Below are 18180 nucleotides of genomic sequence, written 5' to 3' on the forward strand. Positions count from 1 at the left end.
GGATGGAGGAAAAGGGGTGGCGGCGGGGCTTGCTCGTCGCGGTCCTCCTGGGCCTTCCGGCGGTGGCGGGAGCCGAACCGGTGGAAGACCCGGCGAAGGACGAAGCGGAGCAACCGCTTGAGGTCGACCAGGAAGACAGCGCGGACACCTCCACGGCTTCATCGCCGGACGACGCACTGGACGGCGCGGTGGCGCAGGCGATGCCCGGCCCTGGACAGGGGCCGGTGAGGGGTTCGCCGGAGCAGGTGGATGATCCGAGCGCGCCGGTGCCCGACGCGGCGGTGCCGGGCCCGAAGAAGAAGAACAAGGGCGCGGACACGCTGGGCGAGGCGCCGGACGAAGCGGACAAGGCGGACGACAAGGGCAAGCCGCAGCAGCGCATCCGGGTGTTCGGCCGCGTGTTCGCACAGGGCACCGCCGACGAGCGCGCGAAGTACCAGCGGGAGCTGGGCATCGAGTCGGCGCGCGTGGGCGTGGCCGCGTCGCTGTCCAACCTGGAGGCGGAGGTCAGCGCGGATCTCGCCTCCAAGACGATCCTCAAGGACGCCTTCGTGCGGCTGGCGAACGACGCCAAGCAACTGCGCCTGTACGCGGGCCGCTTCAAGTCGCCCTTCCTCCAGCGCTCGCTGGAGTCGGCGTGGAGCCTGCCCCTGCAGGGGCGCGGCCTGGTGGAGGACTACCTCACGGACACCAACCAGCTGGGTGGCCGGCGTCTGGGATTGATGGGCGAGGTGCGGCTCAAGGAGGCCTGGGGCCTGAAGCTGTCCGCGGGCCTCTTCGAAGGCGGCGAGGGCCCGGGCGGGGAACGGCTGAGCGAGGACGGAGCTGCGCGCCTGAGCGTGCGGCCCTTCAAGTTCCTCACCGTGGGCGCGAGCACGTACCTCACGCAGGTCATCGACGGGACGCAGCAGTACGCGACGGCGGCGGACGCGGAAGTGACGCTGTGGGGTCTGTCATTGACGGGGGAAGTGGCGCGCGGCCAGTTGCCGCTGGGGCCCTTCATGTCGCAGTCGGTGCTCGCGTACTGGACGGTGCCGGTGGGGCATGACGGCTGGGCCGTGCAGCCCATGGTGGGGGCGGAGGCCTTGCAATTGCAGGGTGGTATCCAGGCGCGGGGTCACGCGCTGACGGGGGGCTTCAACGTGTTGCTGGCGGATTCCTTCAAGGCCCAGGTCCAGGCCGAGCGTGCGCTCCGGCCGGGGGATCTGGAGCCCGCACTTGAGCTGTCATTGCAGCTCGCCACCCGCTTCCGGTGAGGAGACACGACCATGATCTCGTTCGCTGAAGGCGAAGTCACCAAGCTGCGTCGTGAATTCAAGGTGGTGCTGCAAGGCACCGAGGCCGGGGCGGTGTGCGCGCGGCTGTCGCAGGAGTTGGGTGGGGGGCTGCCGCCGCCCACGCGCATCGTGTCGGTGTACTTCGACAAGCCGGGGTATCCGCTGGCGGAGCGCGCCATCCTCACGCCGGACAACTGCATCAAGGTGAGGACGAAGGAGTATTCACCAGACGTGGGTACGGCGGGCCGTGAGCGCGTGGTGCTGGAGGTGAAGCGCGAGCGCGGTGGGCTCACGCAGAAGCGGCGTGTCTGGGTTCCGCGCGCGGAGCTGGGCCGGGCGATTCGCGGCGGGGTGAGCCTGTTGCCGCTCATCGCGGGCGGCAGCCTGATGCCGGTGCTGGCGGTGACGTACCGGCGGCACGTGTATCAGGTGTCCCAGGCGTGGCGGGTGACGGTGGACCGGGACATCGGCTTCCATCAGGTGTCGCCGGAGCTGGCGTTGTCGCCCATCGCGCTGACGGTGGAACGCCTGGGAATGCCGCTGTGGGAGGACTCGCGGGTGGTGGTGGAGGTGAAGCACCTCGGGGCGGCACTGCCCGGGTGGCTGGCGGCCCTCAATCCGGGGGGCGCGTCGGCCTACAGCAAGTTCGCGGAAGGTATGGCGAGGGTTCATGCCTTCGCTTCGGCCGGGGTTGGGGTTGTAGGGGGATAGGGCACCGTGTTCATCGACTTCGAAGGCATCGACGGCAGCGGCAAGACGACGCTGTCCAACCTGCTCACCGCGCGGCTCAAGCGGCTGGGTTACAAAGTGACGCATGCGCGGGAAGGCGGCGAATTGCAGTCGCCCACGGCCCGGCGCATCCGCGAACTGACGCGGGACTCCAAGCTGTTGGAGATGGGGCCGCGCGCCGAGTTCTTCCTGAACCTGGCGCGGGATGCGCAGCAGTTGGAGGAGGTCATCGCGCCCTCGCTCAAGCGGGGCGAGGTGTGCGTCACCGACCGCTACCTGTATTCGCAGCTCGCGCTGACGGCGGGGGGCCGGGGCCTGAAGGAGAACGCGCTCCTGCCCGCCTGCGAGCTGGCCTCGCAGGGCCTGTGGCCGGACCTGGTCATCCTGGTGGACGTGGATCCGGAGCTGGCGCGGCTGCGCAAGCGGTTGGGCAAGCTGCAGAGCGGGCGCGCCAACGACACGGACAGCCGCAAGGGCCTGGTGGGCGCGGGGCTGGCGGTGCGCGTGCGCGAGGCGTTCCTGGAGCAGGCCCGCAAGGATCCGGCGCGGTGGATCATCCTGGAGAACAACGACCAGCCCCTGCGCGTGCTGGAGCAGCGGCTGGTGGAGGCCGTCGTCGCGCGGCTGGAGGGCCGTGAGCAGCCGGTGCAGCGGTTGGTGCCCGCCCCTGCCCCGCCGCTTCCTGGCGAGGCGTCGGTGGACGACGTGGAGCAGCGCTTCTTCCACGCACTGGACGGCCTGGAAGCGCGCGAGCCACAGCTCGCGGTGTGGCTGCTCAATGGCATCCCGGGCCTGCCCGCGCACCAGCGTCGGCTGACGTACGCGGAGCGGCTGCCGGGGCTGGTGGCCCGCAGCCTGACGGGCCTGGACGACGACACGGCGTGGACGCTGCGCGACGTGCTGATGGCGAGCGTTCCCGTGGACGTGGCGGAGGGTTTGGGGCTCGTCACCTCCCCGCGCTCGCACGCGCTGCGGCAGCGGCTGTACGCGCGGGCGCCGGGAGAGGTGCTGGAGGGCCTCAAGCGCCAGGACTCGCCGCAGGCGTGGGCGCTGCGCGAGCGGGGCATGAAGGACGGCCACCTGGGCGCGGTGCTGCTGGGGCTCGCCGGGGTGGATGGCGAGGAGTCCTGGGTGGTGCGCGAGGCGGGCATGCAGCGCAAGCTGTACGCCGAGGTGGCGCGCAGCCTGGGAGGGCTCGCCACGGAGCGCGCGGATGCGCTGCGCGAGGTGCTGCTCAAGCACGACCGGCTGGCGGTGCTCAAGAGCACCACGGGGCTGGAGACGCCGCTGGCGGTGGGGCTGCGCGAGCAGTTGGAGAAGGGCGCGTTGAAGCTGGTGCTGCGCTCGCTCACCGGGGTGGATACTCCCCGGGCCTGGGAGATGCGCGAGCGCGGGGCGCCGCTCACCAAGGAGGCGCTGGACTCCGTGGACGGGATGGATAGCCCGCGGGCGTGGAAGCTGCGGGCGTCGGCGGCGCGGCGGTGGCCGGCGACGGTGGTGTCCTCGATGCGGGGGCTGCCGCTGGTGGCGGAGACGCGGGCGCTGCTGGAGCGGGTGCTTTCGGAGCAGGCCGGGAAGCTGCCGGTGTTGCGCAACGCCTATGCGGTGGTGGCGCAGGCGCGGACCCTGGAGCAGGCGGGACGCACGGTGCGGCCCACGGTGGAGACGTCCGCGACGGAACTGGGACGGCAGGAAGCATGACGCCCATGGAAGGTCCGTTCGCGACAGTGTTCCAGGACGTGGAGCGGGAGCTTCAGTCGCTGTCGATGGCGTCGATGCTGCCCCGGTTGTTGGCGGCGGCGCTCATTGGAGCGCTGCTGTCGTCGCGGCCCTGGCGGTTGGTGATGGGCAAGCCGCTGCCGAAGTCAGACATGGTGCAGGCGCAGATTTTGCTCTGCGCGGCGGCGGCGGTGATCACCGCGGTGATTGGAGACAGCGTGGCGAAGGCGTTCGGCCTGGTGGGGCTGGGCGGGTTCGTGCGGTTCCGCTCGGGGCTGAAGGACCCGCGCGACGCGGCCATCCTGTTCCTGGTGATTGGCCTGGGCATGGCGTGTGGCCACGGCAACCTGGTGCTGGCGAGCGTGGGCACGGCGTTCGTGATGGTGCTGCTGCTGGTGTTGGATTTGTTCGAGAAGAAGGAGGCGCCAGCGACGGGCGCGAAGCAGCGGCTGGTGTTGTCGGCGCAGTCGGACGACCTGGTGCGCGCGGAGGCGACGCTGCGCAAGGCGCTGGGGGAGCGCAACGTGATGGTGAAGAGCTGCGCGTTGGACTTCTCCGCGAGACGGTTGGAATTGGAAGTGGAAGAGCCGGAGCCCGGGACACTGGCGGCGGCGTTGGGGAAGACGGAAGGGGCAGCCCTGCGGGGGTTGCGGTGGACGTCGGTGAGCGCCAAGGGCGCGCGGGAGGAGATGACATGAAGTTCAGGAAATGGGCGGTGGTGTTCGCGGCGTGTGGCTCCCTGGCGGCGTGTGGTGGCGGCGGAAGCCTGCCCACGGGGAACGACCCGGGCGCGCCCACGACGAATCCGGACGGCACGGTGGACCTGCCGGGCGACGCGGTGAATCCGGACAACGGCCAGACTGGCGGGGAGAACAAGCCGCAGGAATTCACGAAGCTGTGGCCGCTGACGCAGGGCTCGACGTGGACCTACCGCATCAACGACCCGGTGAGCGGGGTGTTCAACAAGACGGTGACGGTGCTGGGCCCGGAGACGGTGCCAGACACGCAGATGACGGCGATCAAGGTGCACAGCCGGCAGGACCGCACGGCGACGACGGGCACGGTCTACGAGGAGAACTCGTGGCAGTTGGAGCTGACCAACGGGCTGGTGGTGCGCCTGCGCGAGGAGGACATCACGGACGGCCTGCGCACGCGGGCGACGACCTGGTCCCCGGCGATGATGAAGTCCCTGGCGGCGACGCCGGCCTCCGTGCCCTGGGAGCACCAGGACGCGGTGCGCGAGCTGATCACGTATGACGCGGGCGGGACGGAGGGGAAGGATCCGACCTACGTCTGGAAGGTGCTGGAGAAGGACGTGACGGTGACGACGCCCGCGGGCACGTTCACCAATGCCATCAAGGTCCAGCGCGACAAGCTGAACAAGAACGGCGAGGTGAAGGAAGAGAAGCAGCGGATGTACTGGCTCGTTCCCGGCGTGGGCAAGGTCCGCGAGGAGGGGGAACGGACGGAGGAGCTGGTCTCGTTCGATGTGAAGAAGCCGTAGGTTCGTGAGTCGGCTCGGGCTGGCGTCTTGGGGCGCTGGCCGAGTCAACGCCCCCGGCAACTCCTCGCGCCCAGCCAGATAGCGCCGCCGCAAGGGCTTGAAGAGCCTAAACCGACACCGTCCTCCGCGATTCCGCAGGAACACGTGAAGATCAGATAGCGCCCGGAGGCCTCAGCCAGGATTCCAACATGGGTGCTCCCGGCAGGTCAGCCATGTTCGGCGTCCAATCGGATCCTTGAAGTCTCGACCCCACTTCTTCCCAGCAGTTGCTGCAAGTGCCGCACCTCCGCCAGGGTCACCTCGGTCACGACCCCGGTCATCCTGTCCCGGAGCCTTCCTGTTTCCACGAGGGAGAGCCCCAGCTCCGCGCGCAAGAGCTTCAGGGCCAGCACCGCCTGGGAACCGGATGCGTGGATCTTCAAGCCCCAGGTTCCATCCGCCCGCAGGAAGGCCTCGCGGAAGGACGCTTCCGGAATGCCCCAGCCGTCCATCTCAATCATGCGGCCACAGTGGGCACACGTGTACGACGCCCACCATCGGAGCCCTTCAGAGGCCACCTGCCCGGCGATCAGCTCGACGGGGCGACCGCAATCTCCGCACTCGGACTCGCCCACCCGCACAGCAGTCATGGCCTCAGCCTCGGGAAAACTGCCTGGACGCAAACCGCTCCCGAACCTGACCTACCCGCCGTCACCCTCCCCTGAAATCGCCTCCGCATAGGGGAGCGGAATGTGACGTTCCTTGAGGACCGCCTCGTACATCGTCAGATAGTCCCGCAGGCTTTCTTCCACGTCATCCAGCAGGCGGGCCGGAGCGTAGAAGCCCCGTTCGACATCCACGACAACTCCGGCCTCCGGAGACAGGCTGACCAGGACACGCATGTCCGCTCAGGACTGGCCGCTTGCGGCCGAGTTCCCCGCCTTCAAGGCGAACCGCTTCGCACCGCATTCCCGACCAGACTCCCCAATGACTGGCGCGGTAGTGGCCTCACGGGGTGACGTCTGTGAGAACACATCCCCTCCGGAAGTCTTCGAAGCTGGAGACAGCGCGGCCGCCCTCTCAAGCCTCCCCTGAAGCGCGCTCCCGCATAGGCCCGCGAGCGCGCAAGATCCTGATAGCGGCTCACTCGCGGCATTCTCCATGTTGCGGGCATGCGCACCCTCCTTGCCTGCTGTCTGCTGCCGCTCGCCTCCGGCTGTCGCCACACGCCCGCGCGTGGAGCCGAGGTCACCGACTCCATCGCCGCGCGCCCCGAGGACGTCTCGACCCTCGATGGCGCGATGCGGGCCTTCTACGACGTGGTCAACGTCGCGCCGGACGCCCCTCGGCAGTGGGCGCGGGACAGGGCGCTGTACAGCCCCTGGGTTCACTTCGTGGCCATCGGCCGGACGGTGGAGGTGTACGACCACGCTCGATTCGTGGAGGCCACGGAGCTGCTGGTCCGCGTGGGCTTCCGCGAGTGGGAGGTCCACCGGACGGTGCGGCGCTACGGCAACATCGCGCACGTCGAGTCCACCTACGAATCGCGCAGCGGGCCGGGGGAGGGCAAGCCCGGACGGGGCGTCAACCACCTCCAGTTCTACTTCGACGGCACGCGCTGGTGGGTCACCAGCGTCGTCTGGCAGACCGAGGACGCGGCGAACCCGCTTCCGCCCGAGCTGCTGCCGACTTCCACTCCGTGAGCCACTCCGCCATCCTCGCCACATGAACCAGGAATGGGAGTTGCCGTGCCCGCTCCGTCTGCTCGTCACCACGCCCGAGCTGCTGGTGGGCGAATGGACGTGCGCGGGCGGACAGCGCGCCCCGTGGCGTGAACAGGCCCGCTATCACGAGCTGGACCTGCTCCAGACAGGCCTCCACCTGCGCACGCATGGCCGCCTCCGCAGCGTGGTGGACTCGACCCTGGCCGCCCTCAACACCCCGGGCAACGAGTACTGGATGGAAGCCCCCACGGAGCGGCCACAGCGCGGCACCCTGGTGCTCCTCAGGGGCATCACGGCGGAGCAGTGGGCTCCCCGCTCGACTGCCCACACGCGTCGGGTATCAGCCAACGCCGCGCACCTGCACATTCAGATGCTCCGCGCCGAGGCGCCCCTTGCTCGCGAGGAGGCAGCGCTGGCCCTGGTCCACCAGCTCCACGCGGAAGACTGCGCACCGCCGCGGTGTCCGCGGGCCATTTCTCCCGCCTGGCGCCGGCTCGCCGAGGAGCTCCAGCACGTCATGGCCACATGCTTCACGAAGCGGCTGACGGTGAGCGCGCTCGCGGCGTCGACGCGGACGTCACCCTTTCACGCCAGCCGCGTCTTCCGAGCGGTGACGGGTGAGACGATGCACGCGCACATCACCCGCCTGCGGCTGCGCGCCGCCCTCTTCGAGCTGGAGCACGCCGCAGGCAACCTCACCGACGTCGCGCTCGCGATGGGCTTCTCCTCCCACAGCCACTTCACCCAGGCCTTCAGGCGTGAGTTCGGCTGTCCGCCCTCCGTGCTGGCCACCCGTCGCGCAAACGCCAGTTGAGGGCATCGCGCTCCTTGGCTCCCACGCGGTCGGGCAATGCAGCGTCCGGGCTGCACAAGCCCGCCTGCCCGCTGTTCCCCTATCCCTCAATGTCGCGCACCCACCCGAATCCCTGTTCCCACAGCCTTCGGCCCCACGCACCGCTCGTCCGCCTGTCTCCCCCTTCAGGGACGTTTTTCGGATGAACGTTCGACCATGAACGGTTGGGCCGGCGTCCCGAATGTCTCGGGCCGGAGGATGCATGGACCGGACGAAGTCTCTATCGCTCGCCACCCTGGCTGCCCTGCTTGTGACAGGGTTTGCCTCGGGCACCGCGCTCGCCCTGCCGCGTGATCCCTACCTTCAGCGCGTGGGCCCCGACACCGCCACCGTGGCGTTCCGGCTGGCCTCGAACTGCTCCTCGGCCCAGGTCCGCTATGGCGTCGGCAACACCAGCACGGTGGCGCGCTCGACGGATTCGGCCCGCGTCCATGCCGTGGTCCTCACCGGCCTCTCCCCCGCCACCACCTATACGTATTCGGTGGACGCGTGCGGTGAGACGACCCCCGCGAAGACGTTCGGCACCGCCCCCGTCACCGGCACCCGGCGCGTGCACTTCGCCGCCGTGGGCGACTTCGGCACGGGCGGCAGCGACCAGAAGAAGGTCGCCGCCTCCATGCTGACCAACAAGCCGGAGCTCTTCGTCGCCCTGGGCGACAATGCCTACGCGTCCGGCACCGAAACCGAGTTCCAGACGAACCTCTTCACCCCCATGGCCGCCCTGCTCGCGCAGGTGCCCATGTTCGCCACCCCGGGCAATCACGAGTACGTGACCAACGAGGCCCAGCCCTACCTGGACAACCTCTACCTGCCCACCAACAACGCCGAAGGCTCCGAGCGCTACTATTCGTTCGACTGGGGCCATGTGCACTTCGTCTCCATCGACTCCAACTGCGCCATCGGGCTCGCTTCCGCTTCGAAGTGCTCGCTCGCCGCGCAGAAGGCGTTCGTGGAGAAGGACCTCGCGGCCACCACCCAGCCGTGGAAGGTCGTCTTCTTCCACCACCCGTCCTGGTCCAGCGGCGAGCACGGCTCGCAGCTCACCATGCGCCGCCAGTTCGGCCCCCTGTTCGAGAAGTACGGCGTGGACCTGGTCCTCACCGGCCACGACCACGACTACGAACGCAGCAAGCCCATGCTGGGTGACGCCGAGGCCGGCAAGAGCGAGCGCGGCATCCCCTACCTCGTCGTGGGCGGCGGCGGCGCCACGCTGCGCGCCTTCGCCACCTCCCGCCCGTCCTGGAGCGTCCTGCGCGATGACGCGGCCCATGGCTTCCTCGACGTCGACGTCGTGGAGGGCACCCTCACCGCGAAGCTCGTGAAGACGGACGGCGGCGTGCTCGACTCCTTCTCCCTCACCAAGGAGCTGCCCGCCCCTCCCCCGCTTCCGCAGGGCACGCTCGACGTCACCGTCGGCGACGCCAGCGGCCCCGCCCCCCACACGGCCGCGTTCGTCGCCACGGCCTCCCAGGCGGGCGCCACCGTCGCGTGGGACTTCGGCGACGGCGTGACCGCCCAGGGCCTCCAGGTGGAGCACGTCTACACCCAGCCGGGCTCCTACACCGTGACCACCACCGCCACGGCCCAGGGCGCCACGCCCGTGAGCGCCACCACCGTCGTCACCGTGACGGCCAGCGGCACCACCGACCCGGGCACCGGAGAAGACCCCGGCACGGGGAGCGACCCGGGCACCGGGGAAGACCCCGGCACCAGCAACCCGCGCCCGGGACTGCCCTCCACGCCTGCGACGCCGGGCGTCACGCCCGGGGATGACTCGGAAGGGGGCGGAGGCTGCTCCGCCGGGCCGGCCGCCCTGATTCCCGCCGCCGCGCTCCTCGTCGCGGGCCTCGTCCGCCGCCGACGCCGCGGCCGCTGACCCAGTCCCCGGAAATCCCCTTCCTGACTGGCGCTCGGACGCCCGCCGGCCGGTCCCTCGGGGCCTTCCGGGGGCGTCTTTTGCGTTCCCTGCTTGTCAAGCCGGCCCGGGGGATGCGAAGGCCCATGCCACATGGCCACGACTCGCAAGCCTGGACCTTCCCGCGGTGCCGCCTCGAAGCCAAAGGGTGGCGGCGGGCTCCACCCGCCCCGCACCGGCGCACCGAAGCGCAAGGAAGCCAGCGGACGCCCCGACAAACCCAAGATGAGCCGCGCCCAGCACGAGCGCGCCCGTCCCAACCCGAACCGCCCCCTGCGCGAGGACCTGGTCCTCCAGGCCTGCCTCGAAGCCTACGGCGGCGTGCGCCGCGAGGGCCGGCTGTCCGACCGCGCGCTGGAGTTCGTCCTGCGCAGGAAGACGCTCCTCTACTCCACCGAACGCCGCGCCGTGGCCGAGCGCGTCTACGCGCTCTTGCGCCGCCAGCGCACCGTGGACTTCCTCTTGGAGCACTCCCAGCACAACTTCGAGACGCTGGACGGCACCCGCCAGGACGTCATGCGGCTGGCCGCGTCCCGCATCCTCCACGGCGAGGACCCCAACTACGTCTCGCGCACCAGCGGCCTGTCCGGCACGGACCTCACCGTGCTCGACCGCCTCCCGGACGCCGCCGCCGAACTCGACGCCCTGCCCGACGCGAAGCGCTTCCCCATCGCCGCGTCGCTGCCGGACTTCCTCGCGGAGAAGTTCCGCGCCGTCTTCGGCAAGGACGCCAGCCGCGCCGCCGAGGCGATGAACGAGCGCGCCCCGCTCAACGCCCGCGTCAACGCCCTCAAGGGCGACCGCGACGTGCTCCAGGCGCGCCTGGCCGCCGAGGACGTGGAGTCCACGAAGCCCACGCCCCTGTCCCCCCTGGGCATCACGCTGGAGACGCGGCTCAACATCTTCTCGCTCCAGAACTTCAAGGACGGCTGGCTCGAAATCCAGGACGAGGGCAGCCAGTTGCTCGGCATGCTCGTGGACGCGCCGCCCACCCGCGTCGTGGACGCGTGCGCGGGCGCCGGTGGCAAGACGCTCCAGTTGGCCGCGCAGATGAAGAACCGCGGCGACCTGCACGCGCTCGACGTGGACGAAGGCCGCATGGAGGACTTGCGCAAGCGCGCGCGCCGCGCCGGCGTGCACAACGTGCGCACGCAGATCATCCCGCCCGAAGGTCCGGAAGCCGAGGCCGCGCTCGCGCCCCTCAAGGGCCAGGCGGACCGCGTGCTCGTGGACGCGCCGTGCAGCGGCACCGGCACCTTCCGCCGCAAGCCGGACGCCCGCTACCGCCTCACCCCGGAGTCCCTGGAGATGCACGTGGCCCGGCAGAAGGCGCTCCTCGAGCGCTTCTCCACGCTGGTGAAGCCCGGCGGCCGGCTCATCTACGGCACCTGCAGCGTGCTGCGCGAGGAGAACGAGAACGTGGTGGAGGACTTCCTGTCCCGCCACCCCGAATTCACCGTCCGCCCCGTGGCCGAAATCCTGGGCGCGGAGCTGGGCAAGAAGGTGGGGCCCGGCCCGTTCATGCGCCTTGCTCCGCACCTCCACGGCACCGACGGCTTCTTCGGCGCCGTGCTCGTCCGCGCGAAGTAATCCCGCCCGCGGCCCCCCCGCGAGAAAGGCATCCCGGCCATGTCGCCAGCCATCCACTACCGCGTCGCCATGCCCCGTCCGCATGCGCACCTGTTCGAGGTGGAGGCCACCTTCCCCGCCGGGCCCGACACGCTCGACGCGGTGATGCCGGTGTGGACGCCGGGCAGCTACCTGGTGCGCGAATACGCGCGCCAGGTGCAGGACGTCAGCGCCGTGGACGAAGGCGGCCAGCCGCTGCCGGTGCGCCGGGTGGACAAGCGCACCTGGCGCGTGGAGGCGCGGGGGCACGCCGTCACCCTGCGCTACCGCGTCTATGCGAACGAGCTCTCCGTGCGCACCAGCCATCTGGATGGCAGCCACGGCTACTTCAACGGCGCCACCGTGTTCATCTACACGGAGGCCACGCGCGAGCGGCCCCACCACGTCACCGTGGACGCGCCCCCGGGCTGGCGCACGTTCTGCGCGCTGGACTCCGAAGGCAGCACGTTCCACGCGCCCGACTACGACACGCTGGTGGACAGCCCGTTCGAAGTGGGCCCGCACACCCCGCTCACCTTCACCGCCGCGGGCGTGCCGCATGAAGTGGTGGTCTGGGGCGACAGCGTGCCGGACGCGGACCGGCTGTGCTCGGACATGCAGCGCATCTGCGAAGCGCAGGCGCGCATGTACGACGGCCTTCCGCTGAAGCGCTACCTGTTCCTCGTCTACCTCACCGACAAGGGCCGGGGCGGGCTGGAGCACCAGGCCTCCACCGCGCTGCTCTTCCCGCGCACCGGCCTCTCCTCCTTCAGGGGCTGGGAGGACTTCCTCACGCTGGTGGCGCACGAGTACTTCCACCTGTGGAACATCAAGCGCGTGAAGCCGCGCGCGCTGGTGCCGTTCGACTACTCGCAGGAGAACTACACCACGCTCCTGTGGGCCTTCGAGGGCGGCACCGCCTACTACGACAACCTCTTCGTGCGCCGCGCCGGGCTGATGTCCGCGGCGCGCTACCTGGCCCGCCTGGGAGAGACGTTCAGCCTGCTGCACTCCACCCCGGGCCGCCGCGTGCAGACGCTCACCGAGGCGTCGCTCGTCAGTTGGGTGAAGCACTACCGCCCCGACGAGCACTCCCCCAACAGCGCCGTCTCCTACTACCTGAAGGGCGAGGTCGTCTGCGCGCTCCTGGACCTGGAGGTCCGCCGCGCCACGCGGGACGCGAAGAGCCTGGATGACGTCATGCGATGGCTTTGGCGACACCACGGCGACGGCGACGGCGTGCCCGAGGACGGCATCGAGAAGGCGGCCAGCACGGTGGCGGGCGTGGACCTGACGCCCTTCTTCGACCGGGCGGTGCGCTCCACCGAGGACCTGGACTACGGCGTCTTCGCGCACGTGGGGCTGGAGGTGTCCTTCCGCGTGCGCGAGGCCCCCAACGACAAGGGCGGCACGCCGCCGCGCCTCAAGCAGGAGCCCAAGCCCAAGGGCTGGCTGGGCGTCACCCTGCGCGGCGCCGCGACGCTGTCCACCGTGCCGGAGGGCACGCCCGCGCTGGAGGCGGGCCTCTACCCGGAGGACGACGTGGTGGCGCTGGACGGCTGGCGCGTGGACGGCGCGGGGCTCATCGCCCGCTGCGAGGACAAGCGCCCGGGCGACACGGTGACGGTGACGCTGTTCCGCCGCGACCGGCTGCTGGAGGTGCCGGTGGTGCTGGGCCAGAAGCCCGCGGATGCCGTGTGGCTCCAGCGCGTGGAGCGTCCCACCGACGCGCAGAAGGCCGCGTTCCAGGCCTGGCTCGGCGCGCCCTGGGACGAGACACCCGGCCCGGCGTAGTAGGCTTCCGCGGCATCATGGCCGCCCCCGCCTCCCCTACGTGCCCGTCCCATCCGGCCGCCGTCGCCGGCTGGAGGTGCGAGCAATGCGAGTCGCCCCTGTGCCCCTCCTGCGTGGAGACCCGGCGCATGGGCCCGGTGGAGTACTTCGCCTGTGGCCGCTGCGGTGGCACGGCGAACGTACTCCTGCGCCATCGTTCGGACTTCGACTTCCGGCAGCGCCTGAAGGACGCCCTGCGCTTTCCCCTCACCGGACCGGGCCTGCAGATGCTCCTGGCCGTCGGCACAATGCTGGCCGTCCTGCGCACGCTCGGGGGCGGCATCCGACTGATCCAGGTCCTGCCGCTGACGCTCGCGCTGGGCATCTTCTGGACCACGTTCTTCGCGCTCGTGAAGGGCGCGGCCCGGGGGGATCCGGATCCGCAGGCCCCCGACTTCACCGATGTCATCCGCGACAACGTCATGCCCGGTCTGCGCGGCCTGTGCGTCACCGTCGGCGTGTTCCTGCCAGCGCTCGCGCGCGCCCTGTCCCTGGCACCGCCGGCGCAACAGCACCCGCTGATCCAGTTCCTTGGCGCTCCCCTGGAGACGGTGATGTCTCCGGCCGCGGTGGAGGACCCGCTCACCTGGGGGCTCTTGCTGCTGGGCTTCTTGTGGCTGCCGTGGGCGTGGCTGCTGGCCTCCATGGGCCAGTCGATTCTCGGCGCGCTCCACCCCGTCCGTGCGCTGGCGTGCCTCCGGGCCCTGGGGCGCGACGCGTTCCAGGTGATGGGGGTGTTCGCGGTGCTGGCCGTCGTCCACGCGGCGATGCACCGGCAGGCAAGCGCGGTGCTGGAGTTCAACATCTTCTTCGTGTCGCGGTGGTTCGCGGAGGTGCTCACGTTGATCGCACCCTTCGCCGCCGCGAACGTGCTGGGACTGGTGCTGTTCGTGTACGGCGATGCCCTGGGCTACCTGCCCCCGCGCGACTTCCTGGAGCCCGTGCTGGGCAACACCGCGCCAGGGCGCGTGCCCCCGCCGCTGCGCTCCTCCACGCCCGAAGCCCCCGAACCCGAGCCCCAGCCGGAGCTCCTGTCCGCCGCGGAGGTGACCTCACGGCTGGCTGCGTTCACGAAGGCGGTGGACGCGCGCGACGTGGCGCAGGCGCTCGCGCTGTACGCGGCCCTGCGTGTTCTGCCCCGCCTGAAGCTTTCGCCCACGCACCATCTGTTCATTGGACAGGCCGCGGCGGTGGAAGGAGATTTCCCACTGTCGGTCGCGGCGTTGGAAGCGGCGGCGGATGCGGCGCCCGAGGAGCCCACCGCGCCCCGCGCGCTGGTGCTGCTGGCGCGCGTGCAGGGGGAGAAGATGGGAAACACGGTGCGCGCGGAGGAACTCTACCGGTACATCCTGCATCGCTATCCGGACACGGATGCCGCCCGTTTTGCCCACGCGAGGGTGCCGCCCGCTGCGTAGCCTTCGCGTTGCGTCACCCGCCCTCCGGTACCAGATTGCCTGCATGGGACGGGTTGGGGGCGTGGGGATGGGGAAGCGGTTTCGGACGTATGGGTGGTTGGGGCTCCTCGCGAGCGTGCTGGTGACGGGGTGTGATGAAGCCCCGAGCGCCAATCGACAGGAGGACCCGTGCGCGGAGCCCCTGTCGCTGCGCGTCCACGTGGTGTCGTCTGACGGCGCGCGCATCCAGGGCGCCACCGTGACGGCCACCAACCTGGAGAGCAATGTCAGCATCACCGGCGTGACGGATGACCGGGGCCTCACCACGGCCATCAACGAAAACCTCGCGCCCAGTCCCATCCGGGTGGTGGCCACCGCGGGCTCGCACGTGACGCCCGCCGAACGCGTGGAGTGGACCTGCGACGCGTGCCACTGCACGCCTGTTCCCGCCGAGCTGACGCTCGAATTGCAGGACTGACGTCGAAGACCCGCCAGAGGGGCCCGGGACGCGCGGAAATCCACCGCCCCGGGCCGTCCGGCGGTTGTGTTGACCTGCCCGCGTGCGGTACGGCTTACGCCATGCGTCAAACCCGCATGCGCGCTCTCGCGTCGGACAGGCTCCCCTTTCTCCAGGCCGCCCGCTCGGTGTGCCTGAAGGCGGCGGCCTGGACGTGTTGTCGCGGCACTGGTGTTCCCCCGCTCCAGTAGGCCGTGCAACCGCGCTACCCGCCGGGTAGGCATTTCCGTGGCACCCCCTGAAGGTCCCCCATGCCCGCAGACAGTGTGGAAGTGCTGCTCCAATGCTCGGTCACCGAGCTGACGGGGCGGTTCATCACCCAGGCGCAGTCCGTCCCCCAGGGCCTGCTGGAAGCGCTGGAGGCCGATCCCCGACAGGGCGCGCAGGGGCTCGCGCGCAAGCTGCGCTCGCGCCAGGAGAAGAACCGGGCGGAAGGCCAGCGACTGCGGCACCTGCTGAAGTTCGAGACGGAGCTGTGGGAGCAGGGCCTGCTGAAGGTGGCCGGGGTGGACGAGGCGGGCATGGCGCCGCTCGCGGGCCCCGTCGTCGCCGCCGCGGCCATCCTGCCCAGGGGCTACCGGCTCCGGGGGCTGGACGACTCGAAGAAGATATTGGACCCGGACAAGCGCGAGGCGCTGGCGGAGGCCCTCAAGCGCGACGTGGTGGCGTGGGCGGTGGGCCAGGCGGAGGTGGAGGAGATCGACCGGCTCAACATCTACCACGCGGGCCTTTTGGCCATGCGGCGCGCGGTGGAGGGGTTGGGGATGACGCCGGACTACGTGCTGGTGGACGCGCGCACGATTCCCCAGTGCCCCTCTCCGCAGCGGGGCATCATCAAGGGCGACTCGCTGTCGTTGAGCATCGCGGCGGCGTCGGTGCTGGCGAAGACGACGCGCGACCGGCACATGGCCGAACTGGATGCGCGCTACCCGGGCTACGGGCTGGCGGCCCACAAGGGCTACCCCACCGCGCAGCACGTGGCGGCGATCCAGGCCAAGGGGGTGCTGCCCATCCACCGACGGAGCTTCGGACCGGTGCGCGAGGCGCTCGGCCTGGAGCAGCCCTCCGGGCCCGTCCCGATGCAGGCGGATCTGTTCGCTGCTACTCCTGATCAGGTGGCGAAGCGATGAGCGCGGACCGGGACATCGACGGCTGGCTGGCGGAGCGGGGCGTCACGCTGATGGACGCTCGGGTGCGAGCAAGGGGCGTGCTGGAGGAGGTGGGGCTCACGCGGCCAGGCAAGGCGCGCATGAGCGAGCCCAAGCTGATGCGAGCGGCCGAGGTCCTGGCCGAGCGCTTCTTCCAGGTGTGCGCGGATCCCGCCTGCCTCCAGGTGGCGACGGCGAGCGGCCGGGAGCCCCTGCGTGTGGAGCCCCGGAGTCACTGCGCGCGGTGCGGCGGTTCGGCCAACCGGCGCGCGGAGGTGGCGTTCCTGGAGGTGTGCAACGCCCGCAACGTGAACCGCGTGGTGGTGGTGGGCGGCTCACCCGCGGTGCGCGAGGAGTTGGAGTCGAAGCTGGGCGGCCACATCGACCTGCGCATGGTGGACGGCACGGAGCGGCGCACGTCGGACCGGGCTCGGAGCGACCTGGAGTGGGCGGACCTGGTGCTGGTGTGGGGCGCCACGGAGCTGCACCACAAGGTGTCCGGCCATTACACGCACGGGCCGCCCGCGCATCACCACAAGGTGGTGCACGTGGTGAAGCGGGGCGTGGCCGCGCTGCTGGATGAGGCGATGATCCACCTGCAACGCGCCGCGCGCTGAAGGGCGTCACGGCGGGAAGGACGCAGCAGGGGTGCGGGTTTTCAGCGGCCCGACGGATCGTCGCTCTCCGCGGAGCGGACAAAGAGCTCCCTGCCAGCTTGGATCGTGCACTTGACGTCGGTGAACCGCCGAACGTCCGTGGAGGGATCGCCGCCGAGGACCACGAGGTCGGCGTCGAGCCCCGGCTTGACGCGGCCACGGCGCTCGCCCGCGAGCCAGCGCGCCGCGGGGGCGGTGGTCAGCGACGCGAGGATCTGCATTGGCGTCAGCCCCGCGTGGGCCATGAGGACGTATTCCTGCGTCGGATCCAGGTCCGCCATGTACCCGACATCGGTGCCGAACAACACCTGGCCACCGGCGCTCGAGAACGCCGCGAGTTGCCGTTCGGCATCCGTCACGATGGCATCGCGGATGTGGGGGGGCACGTCTGCCTTGGCGAGTTCGTATCCCCAGAGTTGCAGCGTCGGGACCACGGAAACGTTGCGCGCGACCATCTGGCGGATGAGCTCGGCGCTCCACGTGGACTTCGGCGGATCAATCGTCGTGTGCACGAGGATGTCCACGCCGGCCTGCACGGCGGCGCTCACCCCCTCGGGATCGGTGGGGTGCATCATGGACAGGCCACCCAGCCGGTGGGTCTCATCCACTGCGGCGCGCGCGACATCCGCGGACATGCGGCGGATCTCACCATGCCCCTGGGGCGTGGCGATGAACAGCTTGGTCCCCTGCGCGCCGTGTTCGAAGTTTTCGCGCACGATGGCGCGGGCCTCATCCGCCGTCGCGGGTTGCGGTAGCTGTCGCAGCAGCGCGGGCGGCAGGTCACGCAGGTAGAAGGGAATTCCGCGCTCCGGATACAGCGAGGCTCCGACGGTGAGGATCGCCGGCCCCCGCAGCTCGCCGCGCGCGATGCGCTGGCGAAGGGCCTCGGTGTTCGCGGGGTCGGATCCGGTATCAACGACCGTCGTGAAGCCGAAGCGCGTGGTCATCCGACTCAAGGGTTGCTGGAGCGCGTCGGGCGGGCGGCTGGCGGCCTCGGCGAACACAGGATCCGTGAAGTGAACGTGGCTGTTCTGGAACCCGGCCGTGATCACCCCTCCACCGCAGGTGGCCGCCCGCCGGATCCCGGCCGGCGGAGCGACCGCCCCGGAGCCAATGGCTTCAATCCTTCCGCCGCTCACGAGCACCCAGGCGTTGTCCATGGGAGGCTCATCCGGCGCCACATAGAGCCGCGCGGCTGTCAGGAGCCAGCGATCGGCGTCAGCTGGCCGCTGGCTCGAAGCGCAGCCAGCGGTGGCCAGCCAGAAAAGAAGTACGACCCGCTTCATCATCCCCACCTCTCGGATACCTTCATCAACGCGGATCC

17 protein-coding genes and 1 pseudogene are annotated in these 18180 nt (G+C 70.4%); 15 read left to right on the plus strand and 3 right to left on the minus strand.

Translation table 11 applies throughout. From position 1 onward, the window contains the following. The 5 genes from D7V88_RS08280 to D7V88_RS08300 form a co-directional block, all read left to right on the plus strand. The coding region (locus D7V88_RS08280; protein ID WP_120540066.1) for an ICP22 family protein at nucleotides 1–1256 on the plus strand (1256 nt) is incomplete at its 5' end. Between the two features lie 12 nt (nucleotides 1257–1268). Further along, a complete protein-coding gene (locus tag D7V88_RS08285; RefSeq protein ID WP_120540067.1) occupies nucleotides 1269–1988 on the plus strand; it encodes a VTC domain-containing protein in 720 nt (239 codons plus the stop codon). Between the two features lie 6 nt (nucleotides 1989–1994). After that, nucleotides 1995–3707 (plus strand): dTMP kinase, encoded by a 1713-nt coding sequence (tmk, locus tag D7V88_RS08290; RefSeq protein WP_120540068.1) that lies wholly within the window; start codon nucleotides 1995–1997, stop codon nucleotides 3705–3707. A 5-nt stretch (nucleotides 3708–3712) separates the two neighbouring features. Next, nucleotides 3713–4423 carry a DUF4956 domain-containing protein gene (locus tag D7V88_RS08295; protein ID WP_120540098.1) on the plus strand — a complete coding sequence of 237 codons (711 nt, stop codon included), beginning with the start codon at nucleotides 3713–3715 and terminating at the stop codon, nucleotides 4421–4423. Beyond that, a complete protein-coding gene (locus D7V88_RS08300) occupies nucleotides 4420–5229 on the plus strand; it encodes a hypothetical protein (RefSeq protein ID WP_120540069.1) in 810 nt (269 codons plus the stop codon). Before D7V88_RS08295 ends, D7V88_RS08300 begins: the two co-directional genes overlap by 4 nt. A 206-nt stretch (nucleotides 5230–5435) precedes the next feature. Here the strand turns inward: D7V88_RS08300 and D7V88_RS08305 are convergent, their stop codons facing one another. Further along, a complete protein-coding gene (locus D7V88_RS08305) occupies nucleotides 5436–5858 on the minus strand; it encodes a hypothetical protein (RefSeq protein ID WP_120540070.1) in 423 nt (140 codons plus the stop codon). A gap of 51 nt (nucleotides 5859–5909) precedes the next feature. Next, complete coding sequence (locus D7V88_RS42555) at nucleotides 5910–6110, minus strand: hypothetical protein (protein ID WP_147448661.1); 201 nt, start codon at nucleotides 6108–6110, stop codon at nucleotides 5910–5912. 270 nt (nucleotides 6111–6380) lie between these two features. Here D7V88_RS42555 and D7V88_RS42955 point away from each other — a divergent pair, with 270 nt between their 5' ends. From D7V88_RS42955 to D7V88_RS08345, 10 genes and pseudogenes are all read left to right on the plus strand, one after another. Beyond that, entirely contained in the window at nucleotides 6381–6911 is a 531-nt protein-coding gene (locus D7V88_RS42955; protein WP_158625039.1) for a hypothetical protein, read from the plus strand. Between the two features lie 40 nt (nucleotides 6912–6951). Beyond that, entirely contained in the window at nucleotides 6952–7746 is a 795-nt protein-coding gene (locus D7V88_RS42960) for a helix-turn-helix transcriptional regulator (protein ID WP_158625040.1), read from the plus strand. Between the two features lie 241 nt (nucleotides 7747–7987). Next, nucleotides 7988–9661 (plus strand): metallophosphoesterase, encoded by a 1674-nt coding sequence (locus D7V88_RS08315; protein WP_120540072.1) that lies wholly within the window; start codon nucleotides 7988–7990, stop codon nucleotides 9659–9661. A gap of 264 nt (nucleotides 9662–9925) precedes the next feature. Next, nucleotides 9926–11290, plus strand: coding sequence for an RsmB/NOP family class I SAM-dependent RNA methyltransferase (locus D7V88_RS08320; RefSeq protein WP_120540073.1), 1365 nt, complete (start codon nucleotides 9926–9928; stop codon nucleotides 11288–11290). 39 nt (nucleotides 11291–11329) lie between these two features. Next, nucleotides 11330–13102, plus strand: coding sequence for a M61 family metallopeptidase (locus D7V88_RS08325; protein ID WP_120540074.1), 1773 nt, complete (start codon nucleotides 11330–11332; stop codon nucleotides 13100–13102). Between the two features lie 17 nt (nucleotides 13103–13119). Continuing rightward, nucleotides 13120–13209, plus strand: a pseudogene (locus D7V88_RS45470) (B-box zinc finger protein); the annotation flags it as partial. Between the two features lie 21 nt (nucleotides 13210–13230). After that, entirely contained in the window at nucleotides 13231–14556 is a 1326-nt protein-coding gene (locus tag D7V88_RS08330; protein ID WP_244238053.1) for a tetratricopeptide repeat protein, read from the plus strand. 67 nt (nucleotides 14557–14623) lie between these two features. Then, the gene (locus D7V88_RS08335; RefSeq protein WP_244238054.1) at nucleotides 14624–15013 is read left to right on the plus strand and encodes a carboxypeptidase-like regulatory domain-containing protein; all 390 of its coding nucleotides are present in this window, start codon (nucleotides 14624–14626) and stop codon (nucleotides 15011–15013) included. Between the two features lie 290 nt (nucleotides 15014–15303). Continuing rightward, nucleotides 15304–16182, plus strand: coding sequence for a ribonuclease HII (gene rnhB, locus D7V88_RS08340; RefSeq protein ID WP_120540077.1), 879 nt, complete (start codon nucleotides 15304–15306; stop codon nucleotides 16180–16182). After that, the gene (locus D7V88_RS08345) at nucleotides 16179–16817 is read left to right on the plus strand and encodes a hypothetical protein (RefSeq protein ID WP_120540078.1); all 639 of its coding nucleotides are present in this window, start codon (nucleotides 16179–16181) and stop codon (nucleotides 16815–16817) included. Before rnhB ends, D7V88_RS08345 begins: the two co-directional genes overlap by 4 nt. A gap of 41 nt (nucleotides 16818–16858) precedes the next feature. Here the strand turns inward: D7V88_RS08345 and D7V88_RS08350 are convergent, their stop codons facing one another. Beyond that, on the minus strand, nucleotides 16859–18145 hold the full coding sequence (locus tag D7V88_RS08350; RefSeq protein WP_120540079.1) for an amidohydrolase family protein: 1287 nt from the start codon (nucleotides 18143–18145) through the stop codon (nucleotides 16859–16861). Between the last annotated feature and the right edge of the window lie 35 nt (nucleotides 18146–18180).

The sequence above is a fragment of the Corallococcus terminator genome, from assembly GCF_003611635.1.
Classification (GTDB): Bacteria; Myxococcota; Myxococcia; order Myxococcales; family Myxococcaceae; genus Corallococcus; species Corallococcus terminator.